General features: G+C 60.3%; 15 protein-coding genes. 5 read left to right on the plus strand and 10 right to left on the minus strand.

Annotation, left to right across the window (positions count from 1 at the left end):
* Positions 1–2 precede the first annotated feature (2 nt).
* The 4 genes from ACREYP_RS10780 to paaK are packed head-to-tail and all read left to right on the plus strand — an operon-like array spanning position 3 to position 4,387.
* A complete protein-coding gene (locus ACREYP_RS10780; protein WP_498881343.1) occupies positions 3–1,427 on the plus strand; it encodes a 3-hydroxyacyl-CoA dehydrogenase in 1,425 nt (474 codons plus the stop codon).
* A complete protein-coding gene (gene paaI, locus ACREYP_RS10785; RefSeq protein WP_008461417.1) occupies positions 1,417–1,842 on the plus strand; it encodes a hydroxyphenylacetyl-CoA thioesterase PaaI in 426 nt (141 codons plus the stop codon). Before ACREYP_RS10780 ends, paaI begins: the two co-directional genes overlap by 11 nt.
* Positions 1,839–3,047: a 3-oxoadipyl-CoA thiolase gene (pcaF, locus tag ACREYP_RS10790; protein ID WP_008461418.1), complete on the plus strand. Its 1,209-nt coding sequence runs from the start codon at positions 1,839–1,841 to the stop codon at positions 3,045–3,047. Before paaI ends, pcaF begins: the two co-directional genes overlap by 4 nt.
* 23 nt (positions 3,048–3,070) lie before the next feature.
* Entirely contained in the window at positions 3,071–4,387 is a 1,317-nt protein-coding gene (paaK, locus tag ACREYP_RS10795; RefSeq protein ID WP_166863696.1) for a phenylacetate--CoA ligase PaaK, read from the plus strand.
* A gap of 69 nt (positions 4,388–4,456) precedes the next feature.
* Here paaK and ACREYP_RS10800 read toward each other — a convergent pair whose 3' ends face one another.
* The 9 genes from ACREYP_RS10800 to ACREYP_RS10840 form a co-directional block, all read right to left on the minus strand.
* Positions 4,457–5,548: an alkylhydroperoxidase domain protein gene (locus tag ACREYP_RS10800; protein ID WP_008461420.1), complete on the minus strand. Its 1,092-nt coding sequence runs from the start codon at positions 5,546–5,548 to the stop codon at positions 4,457–4,459.
* On the minus strand, positions 5,545–6,591 hold the full coding sequence (locus ACREYP_RS10805) for an LLM class flavin-dependent oxidoreductase (RefSeq protein WP_498881344.1): 1,047 nt from the start codon (positions 6,589–6,591) through the stop codon (positions 5,545–5,547). The genes ACREYP_RS10800 and ACREYP_RS10805 overlap by 4 nt, the downstream gene beginning before the upstream one ends.
* The gene (locus ACREYP_RS10810; RefSeq protein WP_498881345.1) at positions 6,588–8,207 is read right to left on the minus strand and encodes an ABC transporter ATP-binding protein; all 1,620 of its coding nucleotides are present in this window, start codon (positions 8,205–8,207) and stop codon (positions 6,588–6,590) included. Before ACREYP_RS10810 ends, ACREYP_RS10805 begins: the two co-directional genes overlap by 4 nt.
* The gene (locus tag ACREYP_RS10815) at positions 8,204–9,064 is read right to left on the minus strand and encodes an ABC transporter permease (protein WP_498881346.1); all 861 of its coding nucleotides are present in this window, start codon (positions 9,062–9,064) and stop codon (positions 8,204–8,206) included. Before ACREYP_RS10815 ends, ACREYP_RS10810 begins: the two co-directional genes overlap by 4 nt.
* On the minus strand, positions 9,061–10,005 hold the full coding sequence (locus tag ACREYP_RS10820; RefSeq protein ID WP_008461425.1) for an ABC transporter permease: 945 nt from the start codon (positions 10,003–10,005) through the stop codon (positions 9,061–9,063). Before ACREYP_RS10820 ends, ACREYP_RS10815 begins: the two co-directional genes overlap by 4 nt.
* Before the next feature lie 9 nt (positions 10,006–10,014).
* The gene (locus tag ACREYP_RS10825) at positions 10,015–11,640 is read right to left on the minus strand and encodes a TIGR04028 family ABC transporter substrate-binding protein (RefSeq protein WP_008461426.1); all 1,626 of its coding nucleotides are present in this window, start codon (positions 11,638–11,640) and stop codon (positions 10,015–10,017) included.
* A 118-nt stretch (positions 11,641–11,758) separates the two neighbouring features.
* Positions 11,759–11,998, minus strand: coding sequence for a DUF2554 family protein (locus ACREYP_RS10830; RefSeq protein ID WP_039302993.1), 240 nt, complete (start codon positions 11,996–11,998; stop codon positions 11,759–11,761).
* A 267-nt stretch (positions 11,999–12,265) separates the two neighbouring features.
* Complete coding sequence (locus tag ACREYP_RS10835; protein WP_008461429.1) at positions 12,266–12,589, minus strand: AzlD domain-containing protein; 324 nt, start codon at positions 12,587–12,589, stop codon at positions 12,266–12,268.
* Positions 12,589–13,248, minus strand: a complete 660-nt coding sequence (locus tag ACREYP_RS10840) for an AzlC family ABC transporter permease (RefSeq protein ID WP_008461430.1) — start codon at positions 13,246–13,248, stop codon at positions 12,589–12,591. The genes ACREYP_RS10835 and ACREYP_RS10840 overlap by 1 nt, the downstream gene beginning before the upstream one ends.
* Before the next feature lie 106 nt (positions 13,249–13,354).
* Between ACREYP_RS10840 and ACREYP_RS10845 the strand changes: the two genes are divergently transcribed.
* Entirely contained in the window at positions 13,355–13,903 is a 549-nt protein-coding gene (locus ACREYP_RS10845; protein WP_008461431.1) for a helix-turn-helix domain-containing protein, read from the plus strand.
* Positions 13,904–13,945: 42 nt separating this feature from the next.
* On the opposite strand, the gene ACREYP_RS10850 is transcribed toward ACREYP_RS10845, so the two are convergent.
* Positions 13,946–14,275 (minus strand): DMT family transporter, encoded by a 330-nt coding sequence (locus tag ACREYP_RS10850; RefSeq protein WP_498881347.1) that lies wholly within the window; start codon positions 14,273–14,275, stop codon positions 13,946–13,948.
* Positions 14,276–14,299: the final 24 nt, after the last annotated feature.

The raw sequence follows: 14,299 nt of genomic DNA on the forward strand, positions 1-14,299 counted from the left end.
GTATGTTAACTCCTGAGGCCGTGATTGCGGTGATTGGCAGCGGCACCATGGGCGCAGGTATTGCCCAGGTGGCGGCCAGCGCGGGTCATCCGGTGTGGCTGTACGATATTCAGCCCGGCGCAGCAAAGCGTGCGATAGACGGCATTGATACCGTACTCAGCGCCCGCGTAGCCAAAGGCAAACTTGACGAGGCGCTCCGTCAGTCAACGTTTGCCCGGCTGCATCCGGCGGAAACGCTGGCTGATTTGGCTCAGGCCGCGCTGGTGATTGAGGCCGCCGCCGAACAAATTGACGTCAAGCAGGCCATCTTCCGCGATTTAGCGGCGGTCTGCGGGGCTGATACCGTCTTAGCCAGCAATACCTCATCCATTTCTATCACCGCCATCGCCAGCGGCATCAGCCACCCGGCGCGCGTGGTCGGACTGCATTTCTTTAACCCTGCGCCGGTGATGAAACTGGTCGAAGTGGTCAGCGGCCTGGAAACCTCGTCGGAGATTGCCGAGCGGCTTTGCGAGCTGGCTCTGCGCTGGGGTAAACAGCCGGTGCGCTGCCATTCCACGCCGGGCTTTATCGTTAACCGCGTGGCTCGGCCTTTTTATGCTGAAGCCTGGCGCGCGCTGGAGGAGCAGGTTGCCCCGGCGGCGGCTATTGATGCCGCGTTACGCGACGGGGCGGGCTTCCCGATGGGGCCGCTGGCGTTAACGGATCTGATAGGTCAGGACGTCAACTTCGCCGTCACCTGCTCGGTGTTTAACGCCTTTTGGCAGGAGCGTCGTTTCCTGCCTTCTCTCGCCCAGCAGGAACTGGTGCTTGGCAAGCGGCTGGGCAAGAAAACCGGGCAGGGCGTCTACCGCTGGCCGCTTGAGGCGAAACCGGCATATCAGCCTCAAGTGCCTGCCGAACTGGCGGCTAAACAGGTCACGCAGGTCGGCAAAACTCTTGAAATCGACGGCATCGCCGTTGCCATAACCAGCGGTATTACGGCCACTGCCATGTCGGCCGAGCTGAAACGCCCGGTAGTGCTGCGGGACAGACTCGCCGAGTCTTCGCTGGAAGTGTTAGCGCCGTCGGCTTCGGTCACGCCTCAGCAGTTGGCGCAGGTCACCCATTACTTCCAGCAGCAGGGTAAACAGGTGCTGGTGATCGGTGACTACCCCGGCATGCTGGCCTGGCGCACCGTGGCGATGCTCGCCAACGAAGCGCTGGATGCGCTGCAGAAAGGCGTGGCTGCGGAAGCCGACATCGATACCGCCATGCAGCTCGGCGTGAACTATCCGCACGGGCCGCTGGCCTGGGGAGCCCGCCTGGGCTGGCAAAACATTCTGACGCTGCTGGAGAATCTGCAGCGCCATTACGGCGAAGAACGCTACCGCCCGACCTCTTTACTGCGCCAGCGCGCGCTGCTGGAGAACCAACATGAGCACTAACGCCTGGGATAACGCCCGCGTGATGTACGCGCGGGACAACTGCGCCAGACAGATGGGCATTGAAGTGGTTGAGATGGGCGACGGTTTTGCGCTGCTCACCATGACCATCACTGAGGCCATGCTTAACGGGCACCAGACCTGCCACGGCGGGCAATTGTTTACGCTCGCCGACACCGCTTTTGCCTACGCCTGCAACAGCCAGGGGCTGGCGGCGGTGGCCTCCGGCTGCAGCATTGAATTTCTGCGTCCCGGCAAGGCCGGGGACCGGCTTAAAGCGGTGGCTAGGGTGCGCCAGCAGGGGCGGCAGACGGGCGTCTACGACATCGAGATCATTAATCAGGACGAGAAGACGCTGGCGCTGTTTCGCGGCCGCGCACATCGCATCGGGACGACGGTTTCAGGAGAAAAATTATGAGTCAGGCTTTTATTTGCGATGGGGTACGCACCCCGATTGGCCGCTACGGCGGCGCGCTTGCGAGCGTGCGCGCGGATGACCTGGCCGCGCTGCCGCTAAAAGCGCTATTGGCACGCTATCCCACTCTCCACTGGAGCGCCGTAGACGACGTGATTTTTGGCTGCGCGAACCAGGCCGGGGAGGATAACCGCGACGTGGCACGCATGGCGACGCTGCTGGCCGGTTTACCACAGACTGTGCCGGGCACCACGATCAACCGCCTGTGCGGCTCCGGGCTGGATGCCGTGGGCTTTGCGGCTCGCGCCATCAAAGCCGGTGACGCTCAGCTCATGCTGGCAGGTGGGGTGGAATCCATGTCTCGGGCACCGTTTGTGATGGGCAAAGCCAGCTCGCCGTTCCAGCGTCAGGCCGAGATGTTTGACACCACCCTTGGCTGGCGTTTTGTGAACCCGCTCATGGCAGCGCAATTTGGTACTGACAGCATGCCGGAAACGGCAGAGAATGTAGCGGAATTGTTAAAAATAAGCCGTGAAGACCAGGACCGGTTTGCGTTTCGCAGCCAGCAGCGTACCGCTCTCGCGCAGCAGACAGGCATTCTGGCTGAAGAGATTGTGCCGGTCACGCTAAGCGGTCGCAAAGGCGCGGTGACGGAAGTAAGGGAAGACGAGCACCCGCGTGCGGAAACCACGCTTGAACAGCTGGCGGCGCTAAAAACGCCGTTCCGCGCGAACGGCGTCGTGACGGCGGGCAATGCTTCCGGCGTGAACGACGGGGCGGCAGCGCTGCTTATCGCCAGCGAAGCTGCCGCGCTGCAGCACGGCCTGGCGCCTAAGGCGCGCATAGTCGCGATGGCGACGGCGGGCGTGGAGCCTCGCCTGATGGGGCTGGGGCCGGTGCCTGCGGTACGTAAAGTGCTGGAGATGACCGGATTAAGCATCCACGACATGGATCTGATTGAACTCAATGAAGCCTTCGCCGCGCAGGCGCTCGGCGTGCTTCGCCAACTGGGGCTTCCGGATGATGCCCCGCATGTGAATCCTAACGGCGGCGCGATTGCCCTGGGACACCCGCTGGGGATGAGCGGTGCCAGACTGGCGTTAACGGCCAGCCTGGAGCTGCACCGGCGCGGCGGGCGGTATGCCCTTTGCACCATGTGTATCGGTGTGGGTCAGGGCATTGCCCTGGTCCTTGAGCGTGTGAGCTAGTCAAACCTGCGAGTACCCTAATAATGATAACCTCTGAAACTAAGCTGGAATCGATTGAAACCGCATCGCTGGATGAGCTTCAGGCCCTGCAGACGCAGCGCCTGAAATGGACGCTGAATCACGCCTACAGCAACGTCCCGATGTATAAGCGCAAATTTGACGCCGTGGGCGTGCACCCTGACGATTTTAAAGAGCTGAAAGACATTCGCCTGTTCCCGTGCACCACCAAGCAGGATCTGCGCGATAACTATCCTTTTGACACGTTCGCCGTGCCGATGGAGCAGGTCGTTCGCATTCATGCCTCCTCCGGCACCACGGGCAAACCTACCGTTGTGGGCTACACCCAAAACGACATTGATACCTGGGCTAACCTTGTGGCGCGTTCGCTGCGTGCCGCAGGCGGAACGCCAAAAGATAAAATTCACGTCTCCTACGGCTACGGGTTGTTTACCGGCGGGCTGGGGGCGCACTACGGCGCAGAGCGCCTCGGGGCGACAGTGATCCCGATGTCCGGCGGCCAGACGGAAAAACAGGCGCAGCTGATCCGTGATTTTAAACCGGACATGATCATGGTCACGCCGTCCTGGTGCCTGAACCTGATTGAAGAGCTGGAACGGCAGATGGGCGGCGACGCCAGCGGCTGCTCGCTCCGCGTCGGGGTCTTTGGTGCGGAGCCGTGGACCAAAGCGATGCGGGCGGAAATTGAACGTCGCTTGGGCATTACCGCGCTGGATATCTACGGCCTGTCGGAAGTGATGGGGCCGGGCGTGGCAATGGAATGCCTGGAATCCCGGGATGGCCCGACGATTTGGGAAGACCATTTCTACCCGGAAATCGTTGACCCGCAGAGCGGTGTCCCGCTGGACGACGGCGAGCACGGCGAACTGCTGTTCACCACGCTGACCAAAGAGGCGCTGCCGGTGATCCGCTACCGTACCCGCGATTTAACGCGCCTGCTGCCGGGCAGCGCTCGTACCATGCGCCGAATGGATCAGATAACCGGCCGTTCAGACGATATGCTGATTATCCGGGGCGTGAATGTGTTCCCGTCCCAGTTGGAAGAGGAGATCCTGAAATTCCAGCACCTGGCACCGCATTATCAGCTGGAGGTGCATCGTCGCGGGCACCTGGATACCCTGGCGATCAAGGTGGAACTGAAGGAAAGCAGCCTGTATCTCAGCCACGAACAGCGCTGCGCGGTTTGCCATGAGCTGCGCCACCGCATTAAGTCGATGGTGGGGATTTCAACGGATATCACCATTGTGAACTGCGGCAGCCTGCCGCGTTCAGAAGGAAAAGCTATCCGGGTGTGCGATCTTCGTCAGGCGGCGAATCATTAATCATCCGTGACGGTTTCACTTAAGCGTGCCGGTGGATCATAATTCCCCGGCACGTTTGCCTGCCTGCAATCAGTTAAACGGCTCGCCCAGGGTCAGCATCAGACGGTTGGCCCATGCGAAAAAGGCCGTGGACTGCACCAAATCCAACAACTCAAGCTCGCTTAATCCCAGTTCCCTCAGGGCATGTATCTGTTGCGCATTGGCGCTTGCCGGAGTGGCGGATAATGCCGCCGAAAAGTTAATTTCCGCCTGCCAGCGAGGGGATTGCCCGTCGCTCAGCGTCCCGCCAGGTTCGATGGTCAGTAGACGTTCAATCGCTTCGTTATGTTTTGACAGCTGGCTGGCCTTGCGGGCGTGCACGGAGGCGCAGTAAATGCAGCCGTTGATCTTGCTGGCAACCGTGGCGGCAAGTTCGCGCTCGGCGCGGGGCAAACCGCCCGGCGTATAGAAAATGCCTTTATCGGTGAGCGTGCGCTGTTCCAGTACCGGCAGATTGCGGCCCAGCAGGCGGAAATAATCCGAGTCCTGGTGCCCAAAACGTTTCAGGGTTTCCTGCTCTTCCGGGGCGAATTCCGCGTAAGGCAGGGCGGCTATCCAGGGTTCCCAGTTAAGCTCGGCCTGGGTAAACGTCACCGGAGCGGATTTGCCGCTGGCGGTTAACGGCTGGCGGTGCCACTCGCCGGCGGCAGGAATGCGAACCTGTTCGCCGTTTGCCTGTTGGCCGCCAATCAGGCGCAGGCCGCGCAGCAGTCGGCTCTGGAAGGCCACAAAGCCAATAATTTGTGACAGTGTCACCACTTCTTCTTCGCTAAAGCCCGCCTGAATCAGCGTCTGGACGTCCTGCGGGCCTGCCTGCACCGGCTGGAAACTCAGTCTTTCGGCATGATCGAGCCAGGCGCTAAAGCGTTCGCTGGCGGGTTGGCCAGCCAGACGCTGGGCGTAATGGTCCGTGAGCCGGGCATCGTCGTGCCAGTCCGCCACTCGCCTCGCGAGATGCAGCCTTTCTGGCAGGCTCAGGCCACTTGAACTGGCCTCACCGAAAAGCGCCTCATAGCTGCCCTGCGCGTGGGCTGTGGCAGCGTCGCGGATTTCCCGCGCTTCCGCAAGCGCGGTGCCGGGAATAACGCCCGCCAGATGATTGAGCAAATCCGAATGACTCATAATGACTCCTTAGACAATGACGAGGTAGAGGTTGGGCGGGCGCTGCTGCGAACCCAGCCGAGCGCCGGGGCAACCTGCTGCGCTAGCAGTTCAATAGACCGCAAAATGTAGGCATGCGGCGGATCGATGGAGTGCACCTGGAACGAAAGGTCGGTCACGCGCTGGAGCGTGCTGTCGCGTGTCAGCGAGGCAATGACCTGCTGCGGCGTCCCCAGATGAACGTCAAACGAGGCAATATGGCTATCCAGCGTCTCGCCCAATACCGGATGCCCCTGCGCCCGGTGCTGCTCTGCCTGCTGGCGCAGCCCTTTGGCCGCTAGCTGCCTTGCCAGCTCGCCGTCGTCGGTGACAAACCCGGTTCTGGAGCCAAGGATGCGAGGCTCAACGCCCTCGGGCAAGGCGTCCAGATAGGCATCGATGATCGGGTTTTGTATCTCATCCAGCGGGGTATCCAGCGCGTCAGCCGGGCGAGGCTGAGTGCGGGAAAGCATCAGCCCGTCGCCCGCTTTTCCTGCCCGCGCGCCGCCGTCAACGGAAAAAGTCGCCTGCCAGATGCGGTTTTTTAGCTGCGGGGAGGCCGGGTAAAGATGGTTATCCGTGCCCACCAGCGGCTCGTCGTTCAGGGCTGAGCGCAGCAATGAGAGGTTGTCGGCGTAAATTTTGCCCCTTTCCGCGCTTTGTAACCCAAATGCCGGAAAGGAGCCCGGTGTGCCGCCGGAGCCGACGCCAAGTTCAAAGCGCCCGCCGCTCAGCAGATCCAGGACAACCGCGTCTTCGGCCACGCGCAGCGCGGATTCCATCGGCAGGGTAATAATCCCTGTGCCAAGGCGGATGCGCCGGGTATGGGCCGCCACGTGGCTGAGAAACACCAGCGGGGCGGGAAGGCCGCCTTCGGCTTCGTGGAAGTGGTGCTGCGCCACCCAGGCGGCATCAAAACCGTGCCATTCGGCGTGAATAATTTGTTCCGTTGCCAGCCGGTAGCGTTCGGCTGCCGGGGCATGGTCAAGCAGGCGGGTAAAAAAGCCCAGTCGTTTAATGGTCATGCAACGTCCTTATGGCCAAAGCCAATATCGGGAATAGCGTTCAGCAACTGCCAGGTGTAATCGCTGGCCGGGGCGTTAAATACGTCGGCAATCGGGCCGTTATCCACCAGTTCTCCGGCGCGCAGCACCGAAACGCTGTGGGCCAGCTGGCGCACGGTGGCGAGGTCGTGGGAGATAAACAGGTAAGTCAGGCCGAGCTGCTGCTGCAGGTCGTCGAGCAGGCGCAGAATTTGTGCCTGTACCGTGACATCCAGCGCAGAGGTGGCCTCATCCAGCACCAGAATTTGTGGCTCAAGAATCAGCGCGCGGGCTATAGCCACGCGCTGCCGCTGCCCGCCGGAAAGCTCACGAGGTTTGCGGGTCAACGCCTCCAGCGGGAGCGCCACGCGTTCGGTAATCGCCTCTACTTTGGCGCGCCGCTCGGCCTTCGACAGCTTGCCGAAGTTAAGCAGCGGCTCCTCGATGATACGAAAGAGCGTCTGGCTCGGGTCGAGTGAGGCAAAGGGGTTCTGGTACACCAGCTGAATTTTCTGCCGGAGCTGACGGCGCGCTTCCGGGCTGAGATCGGTGGTGTCGATGTCGTCGATCAGCACTTGCCCGCTGTCCGGCTTCTGGAAGCCAAGCAGAATGCGCGCCAGCGTGGATTTACCTGAGCCTGACTCGCCAACCAGCGCGTGGGTGGTGCCTTTGGCTACGGTAAATGACACGTTGTCCAGAGCCCGGAGCGTCTGGTCACTGCCTTTCCCCAGGGAGAAGTGCTGGCTTAGGTTACGGATTTCGATGGCCGCCGTTTGCGGGGCGCGTAAAGGCCAGGCTCGCAGCGTGCGCGACAGCCCTGGCGCATCGGCAAACAGCTGGCGCGTATAGGGGTTTTTAGGCTGTCGAACGACGTCATTCGTGGGGCCCGCCTCCTGGATTCGCCCGTCGCGGAACACCAGAATACGGTCGGAACGCTGGGCGGCCAGCGCCAGGTCGTGGGTGACGAATAGCACCGCCGTACCGGACTCGCGCCGCAGAGTATCCAACAAATCAAGAATGCGTTTCTGCACCGTAACGTCCAGCGCGCTGGTCGGCTCATCAGCGATAATCAGCGCGGGTTTCAGGGCGATAGCCATGGCGATCAGCACCCGCTGCTTCATCCCGCCGGAAAGCTGGTGCGGATATTGCCCCGCGCGCTGCGCCGAGTGACTCAAGCCCACTTTTTCTAGCAGGGCCACAACCTGGCTTTCCCGCTCGGCTTTAGGCAACCGCGTGTGAAGTTTCAGTACCTCTGCCACCTGTTCGCCGATGGTTTTTACCGGATTCAGGGAACTGCCCGGATCCTGCGGGATCAGGCTGATGCTGGCTCCGCGCAGGGCATCGAGCTGGCGTTCAGACCAGCGGCTGATAGCTTCCCCGTTGAGCTGAATTTCACCGGATTCAATTACGCCGTTGTCGCCCAGCAGCCCAATAATCGACTGGGCGAGGGTGGTTTTCCCTGAGCCGGATTCGCCCACAATCGCCAGCACCTCGCCAGCGTTCAGGCTAAAGGAGGCGTTATGCACCACGCGTTTGTTACCGCCGCGCTGGCGCCAGGCGATGCTGAGGTCGGTGATTTTTAGCAGCGGTGTATTCATGACGATCTCCGGGCAAAAGGGTGGCTAAGACGATTGACGGCAAGCACGACGGCCACGACAACCACGCCGGGGAAGGTGGAAAGCCACCAGGCCGTTGCCAGATAGTTCCTACCTTCGGCAATCAACAGGCCCCATTCCGGCGTCGGCGGTGGCGTGCCATAACCCAGAAAACTCAGCGTAGACAGCGCCAGAATAGCGGAGCCGAACTGCAGCGCGGCAAAGGCGAACACGGAGGTCAAAGCATTCGGCAAAATATGGCGCCACAGCACCTGCAGGAAGGTGCCGCCGCTGCCGACCGCAGCCTCGACGTAATCGCTGTGGCGAATACGAATCACTTCCGCGCGGGCGAGGCGGGTAAAGTTCGCAATAGACGTCACGCCCACGGCAATAGCGGCGTTTACGGTGCCGAAACCAAGCAGAATAATCACACTGAGCGACAGCAGCAGACCGGGGATCGCCAGCAGCACATCCACGCCTCGCATGAGCGCGTGTTCCGTTTTGCCGCCGGTTGCCCCGGCCAGGACGCCAAGTGCAGTACCGACCACCAGCCCAAGCGCTACCGCGACCAGCGCGCCGGAGAGCGAATGCGATGCGCCCCAGACGATTCGCGCGTAGAGATCGCGGCCAAGCTGATCGGTGCCCAGCCAGTGTCCGGCCTGAGGTGCAAGACGCTGCGCGCCCGGGACGCCTTCGGTTGGGCTCCACTGGGTGAATAGCGCCGGGAACAGCGCCCAAAGTGTGACAATAATCAGCGTTAACCAGGCTAGCCAAAGACCGGGCTGAATGTTAGCGCGCAGGCCCGAAAAGCGGCTTACCGCACGGCGCGGCAGCGGAGTATTAATATCAACGGTCGTCATGCGGTGACTCCCCGAATAGATTTAAGGCGCGGATCGAGCAGGGGATAAAGCACATCCACCAGCAGATTAATGACCACGAAGCTCAGGGCGGAGATCATCACCACCGCCTGCAGCACGGCGACATCCTGATTATTCACCGCCCGCTGCGTCAGCTGGCCCAGGCCGTTAAGGCCAAAGACGGTTTCGGTGATCAGCGCCCCGGCAATCAGCTCGCCCAGCAGCAAACCGGCCACGGTCAGCACCGGCAACAGGGCGTTGCGGGCCACGTGCCGCCACAGTACCCCGGCGCGGCTGCCGCCTTTTGCCCTGGCAACGGCGACATACGGCTGGGTCAGCACCTGGTCGATATTTCGCATCAGCAGCTGGGCCAGCGGGGCGCTAATGGGCACCGCAAGCGTGGCGACCGGCAAAATCAGCCCCTGCCAGAAACCGGGATTGATCACCGGAATCAGCCGCCACTGGAAGGAAAACAGCTGAATGAGCGCAATGCCGAGCCAAAACGTCGGGACGGCAATGAACAGCGCCGGAAGGTTGGCAAAGAGCGTTCTCAGCCAGCGAAGCGGGGCCAGCGTAGAGGCCGCTGAAATGCCCACGGCAAGAATAATCGCGGCGGCAAAACCCAGCCCGGCTAGCCGCAGCGTCGAAGGAAGGTTGGCGGCAATCAGCTGGCTGACGGACACTCCAGCCTCGATGGAGTAGCCAAACTCACCGCGCAGCATATGGCCGAGCGTCGTCAAATATTGCTGCCAGAGCGGGGTGCTTTCGCCATAGATCACCCGCATCTCCTGAATTTGCTCGGCGCTCAGGCCGAGATCCGGGTTCTGGAATTTGATCAGGACGGCATCGCCCGGCAAGAGCTGCAGAAGAATGAACGACACGCTATAGGCCGCCCACAGTACCAGTAACGCCTGGGCTATGCGCCCGGCCAGATAACGTGTCATGGTTGCCCCTTAGTGCTTTTCAAGCCAGGCGGCGTAGAACGACGGGCGTCCGACCGCTTCAAACGCCACGCCTTTCAGCCACGGTGCACCGGCAAAGACCTGTGGCTCTTCAAAGATCGGGATGACGTAGGCCTGGTCGATAAGGTAGCGCTGGGCATCGCCCGCCAGCGCCAGGCGCTTCTGCGGATCCACTTCGGAAGAGATCCCCACCAGCAGGGCGTTCAGCTTGTCGTCGGTAAACTGGGAGGCGGCGCTGAGGCCGCCTTTTTGCAGCAGGGCATCGCGGTTGGCCGGATGGAACTGGCTTTTGATCACGTCCGGGTCAGCGCGACCTACTTCGATGACGTTAACCCCGGTTTTATGCGGATCGTTGGTATCCAGCACCCGGCTACCGGCATCCCCGGCGCGCACGCTCAGGCCCACGCCGATTTGCTTCCACTGCTGGGCAACCAGCTGTAGCACTTCTTTGTTCTGCGGCTGCGGCAGGGATTCGTAAATGGTCAGCGCCAGCGGCTTGCCGTCTTTCTGGCGAACGCCGTTGCTGCCTTTTTTCCATCCGGCTTCATCAAGCAGTTTGTTTGCCAGCGCCGGGTCATATTTCAGCTTGTCGCGCAGGTCAACATAGCCCGCTGCGGTGCTGGCGATCACCGACGTAGCAACCGGATAGTTGGCGGAAAACAGGGTGTCGACAACCTGCTGAGCGTTGGTGCCGTGCAGCAGCGCCTGGCGAACTTTGACGTCAGCGACCAGCGGGTTATCCGGGCGCAGCGCTATGCCGTCGTTCACGCCTCGAGTCGGGGCGGCGTAAAGGGGGAACTTCTGATCTGTGGCCTGTTTTTCGTCATAGGCCTGCACCTGGCGAATAAAGTCCGCCTGGCCCGCCAGCAGCGCGCCGATGCGCACGCTGTCCTCCGGCGTTACCAGAATCTTAATGCCGTCGAGGTTAGCTGGCCCTTGCTGCGGGCTGTTTTTCGGCCCCCACTGGTAGTCTTTCCGCGCGACCAGATCGACTTCCCGGCCCAGGGTTTCGTTTTGCACCACGAACGGGCCGGAACCGATGATATTGCGGGCATCGCCCAGTTCGTCAAAGGTGCGCGACAGCGTTTTCAGGGAAACCAGGCCGGAGCCGATGGTTGCCGTGCCCTGTAAAAATCCCGGTGACGGCTTTTTGAAGAAAAATTTGACGGTCAGCGGGTCAACAACCTCGCTATGGTCGTAGTTGTTGATCACCTCAGATACCGGCAGGCGCAGGGCTTTGTTGCCGAGGCCGTAGGTATCAAAGTTTTTGGCCACGGCATTGGCATCCAGAGGGCTGCCGTCGGAGAAAGTCACGCCAGGGCGCAGCTTGAAGGTGTATTCGGTTTTGTCGGCATTGCTGGTCCAGGATTCGGCGATCCACGGTTCCACTTCCAGCGTTTTGGGGTTTTGCCAGGTCAGTTTGTCGGTAATTTGGTTCAGGATGCCGCCGTTCGGGTAAAAGCCCCCGGCCGGAGGATAAAGGTTAGTGTGAGCCTGTTGTTCCAGGTAGACCAATTCCCCGCCTTTTACCGGGGCGGCGCTGGGGCTGAAAGCAGCAAAGGCTGCTGCTAATGCCAGACCGCGAGCGATCGTATTCTGGCGAGGCGATGATGGCATGGTGTTATCCTTTATTGTCTGATTGTTAGCGGCGCACGCAGCGCCTTGAAACCCATAACAACTCAGGCAATAAAGGATGAGAACGAAGAAAATTTACTAACGATTGTTGAAAATCGACTTAACGTAAATAGGTGGCTGGCCGTCTGTGGGTGACCGCATGATGGTGTTCGCGAAAATCATCAGCGGAATCTTCTGCCGCCTGGCGCAGTTCGTCGCTGTCTGCCTGGTGGCTAAGCTGAATGTCCATATCTTTCACCACGAAGTATTCATGTCCGTGACGTTCAGCCATGGTCTGGCCGGAGAAGAGTGCGGTAACAATTAATAACAGGATAATGTTGAGCGGTTGTTTTATTGCCATCTTGCCACGCCTCGTGGTTTTTTTTCTTGAGCCATTGTTGTTTGCGCCCCTCACCCTAACCCTCTCCCTTTTGGGGATAAGGCCGGGATGAGGGGCAGCGTTAGCACGCAACCTGGCTACTCTAGCGATAATCCCCGCGCGAAACTATTCGGTGAATCAAAAGTGATTTAAAGGTTTGTCAGCAAGGTAAAAACGGGCAAGGAAGGCGTTTTGTTGCGCTGCGGTTAAGGCGGAATATGCGAAGGGCCGCGCAAAAGCGGCAGCCCATCAGTGAAGACCGGCGAGGCGCAGGAGCGCGGTAACCAGCGCCGCGGCGATAATGACAAAAATCAATGGCACTTTGCGCCAGGCAAGGAATACGGCCACGGCAACGCCTGCAAACCTGGCGTATCCGGCGAAGTGCGCGCCTTCAAAAAAGGTGGTTGCCAGCGCCACCGAAAACAGCAGGGTCGTTGCCCCGTCGTTAAGCAGCTTTTGCGAGCGTTCGGAAAGCGCCAGCTTGCTGCCGAGCTTTGCGCCACTGAAGCGCATCAGCCATGTTCCTGCGGAAAGCACTGCCAGGCCGGCAAGCACGGTGAATGTATTGGTCATTATTTTTTCCTCGCCAGCAGGCCCAGCATTGAAAGCAGTACCGGCAGGCCAACGGGGGCGAAAGGCGTGGCGGCAAGTGAAATGGCGGCCCCGGTCGAGGCGCGAACCAGGGTGGTACGGCTTTTAAACGCCGGGATCACCAGCGCCAGCAGGATAGCCGGGAATACAGCATCCAGCCCGATAACCTCAGGCGAGGGAAGCAGGCTGCCTACGCCTGCGCCAAGCAGCGTTCCTGCGGGCCAGAAGATCGCGACGCCAGCCCCGCAGAGCCAGTAGGCGGCTTTGCGTTTTTCAGGCGTGGCCTGGGACAGCCCGAACACCACGCTTTCGTCGTTCATGATATGGCAGCCCAACAGGCTTAGCAGGCGTGTGCCCACCAGTTCCCGCACGGCGACGCCAAACGGAATATGTCTGGCGTTGACCAACAGACCGGCCATCGCGGCGGCAAAAGGATTCCCGCCGCTGGCAATAATACCGATAAACATAAATTCGGATGCCCCCGCCAGCACAACAAAAGAGGCCAGAACCGGCAGCCAGAGTGGGAACCCGTAGGCCATCGCCAGCGAGCCGTAGGAGACGCCCACGACGCCGACGGCCAGGCAGACCAGAAATATCGCTTTTTTGGTGTCTCCAGGCAGGGTACGGAGATGTTCTCGCATCATCTTATGTTTTCCATATCGAACGAAATCGCCATTATAATGACCGCAATCTGTTACCATATCAAGCGAACGAATCGTTCATTTTAACGAACAGTGGGGGAGTTTTATGACCCAGCCAATAGACACCATCGCAAAAAGTTTGGTGCGTGAACGTGGGCGGACGGGGCTGTCGCTGGCGGAAGTCGCCCGCAGGGCCGGGATTGCGAAATCCACGCTTTCACAGCTGGAAGCCGGGAACGGTAATCCTAGCCTGGAGACGCTCTGGGCGCTGTGCGTGGCGTTAAATATTCCGTTCGCCACGCTGCTGGAGCCGCAAAGCGCCCGGACGCAGATTATTCGCCGGGGTGAGGGCAGCCGCATTGCCGCCGAACAGGCTAATTATGTCGCTATTTTGCTGGCAACCTGTCCGCCAGGCGTGCGTCGGGATATCTATCTGGTCGAAGCGCAGCCCGGCACGCCAAGGCTTTCAGAGCCGCATCCACCGGGTTCGGTGGAGCATATGATTGTGACGCAGGGGCGGGCTCTGGTCGGCCTGACGGAGTCTGCCGCAGAGCTGGGTGTCGGGGACTATATTTGCTACCCGGCAGATCAGCCGCATATTTTCCGGGCGCTGGAGCCGGACACGATGGCCATTATGGTGGCCGAGCAAAATTAACAGACCCGGGCTGCCGTGATAAGACAGCCCGGACGGCGCTCGTTAATGTGCAACGGATTTAGAAAAGAGGTTAATAACCAGCACACCGAGTATAATCAGCGCCATCCCTGCCAGGGCAGGCCAGTCGAGTTTTTGCCCGAGGAAAAGCCAGCCAATCATACCAATGAGCACGATGCCGGCGCCGGACCAGATGGCATAAATGATCCCGGTTGGAATAGTGCGCATGGTAATAGATAGCGCGTAAAATGCGACAGCATAAAAAATAATCGTGACGACGCTTGGCCACAGGCGGCTGAAACCATCGGAAAGTTTTAACGCGGTGGTAGCAATCACTTCGGCAACGATTGCGAGAATAAGCCAGCTGTAGGTCATGTCGGTGTATCCAGTGAGAGACGG

The organism is Enterobacter sp. TMH.L2 (genome assembly GCF_050847315.1).
Lineage (GTDB): Bacteria > Pseudomonadota > Gammaproteobacteria > Enterobacterales > Enterobacteriaceae > Cedecea.

What these genes read in the sequence shown, in the direction of transcription:
- ACREYP_RS10780 (WP_498881343.1), top strand. Translation starts at nt 3, where the DNA reads ATGTTAACTCCTGAGGCCGTGATTGCGGTGATTGGCAGCGGCACCATG.
- paaI (WP_008461417.1), top strand. Translation starts at nt 1,417, where the DNA reads ATGAGCACTAACGCCTGGGATAACGCCCGCGTGATGTACGCGCGGGAC.
- pcaF (WP_008461418.1), top strand. Translation starts at nt 1,839, where the DNA reads ATGAGTCAGGCTTTTATTTGCGATGGGGTACGCACCCCGATTGGCCGC.
- paaK (WP_166863696.1), top strand. Translation starts at nt 3,071, where the DNA reads ATGATAACCTCTGAAACTAAGCTGGAATCGATTGAAACCGCATCGCTG.
- ACREYP_RS10800 (WP_008461420.1), bottom strand. Translation starts at nt 5,548, where the DNA reads ATGAGTCATTCGGATTTGCTCAATCATCTGGCGGGCGTTATTCCCGGC.
- ACREYP_RS10805 (WP_498881344.1), bottom strand. Translation starts at nt 6,591, where the DNA reads ATGACCATTAAACGACTGGGCTTTTTTACCCGCCTGCTTGACCATGCC.
- ACREYP_RS10810 (WP_498881345.1), bottom strand. Translation starts at nt 8,207, where the DNA reads ATGAATACACCGCTGCTAAAAATCACCGACCTCAGCATCGCCTGGCGC.
- ACREYP_RS10815 (WP_498881346.1), bottom strand. Translation starts at nt 9,064, where the DNA reads ATGACGACCGTTGATATTAATACTCCGCTGCCGCGCCGTGCGGTAAGC.
- ACREYP_RS10820 (WP_008461425.1), bottom strand. Translation starts at nt 10,005, where the DNA reads ATGACACGTTATCTGGCCGGGCGCATAGCCCAGGCGTTACTGGTACTG.
- ACREYP_RS10825 (WP_008461426.1), bottom strand. Translation starts at nt 11,640, where the DNA reads ATGCCATCATCGCCTCGCCAGAATACGATCGCTCGCGGTCTGGCATTA.
- ACREYP_RS10830 (WP_039302993.1), bottom strand. Translation starts at nt 11,998, where the DNA reads ATGGCAATAAAACAACCGCTCAACATTATCCTGTTATTAATTGTTACC.
- ACREYP_RS10835 (WP_008461429.1), bottom strand. Translation starts at nt 12,589, where the DNA reads ATGACCAATACATTCACCGTGCTTGCCGGCCTGGCAGTGCTTTCCGCA.
- ACREYP_RS10840 (WP_008461430.1), bottom strand. Translation starts at nt 13,248, where the DNA reads ATGCGAGAACATCTCCGTACCCTGCCTGGAGACACCAAAAAAGCGATA.
- ACREYP_RS10845 (WP_008461431.1), top strand. Translation starts at nt 13,355, where the DNA reads ATGACCCAGCCAATAGACACCATCGCAAAAAGTTTGGTGCGTGAACGT.
- ACREYP_RS10850 (WP_498881347.1), bottom strand. Translation starts at nt 14,275, where the DNA reads ATGACCTACAGCTGGCTTATTCTCGCAATCGTTGCCGAAGTGATTGCT.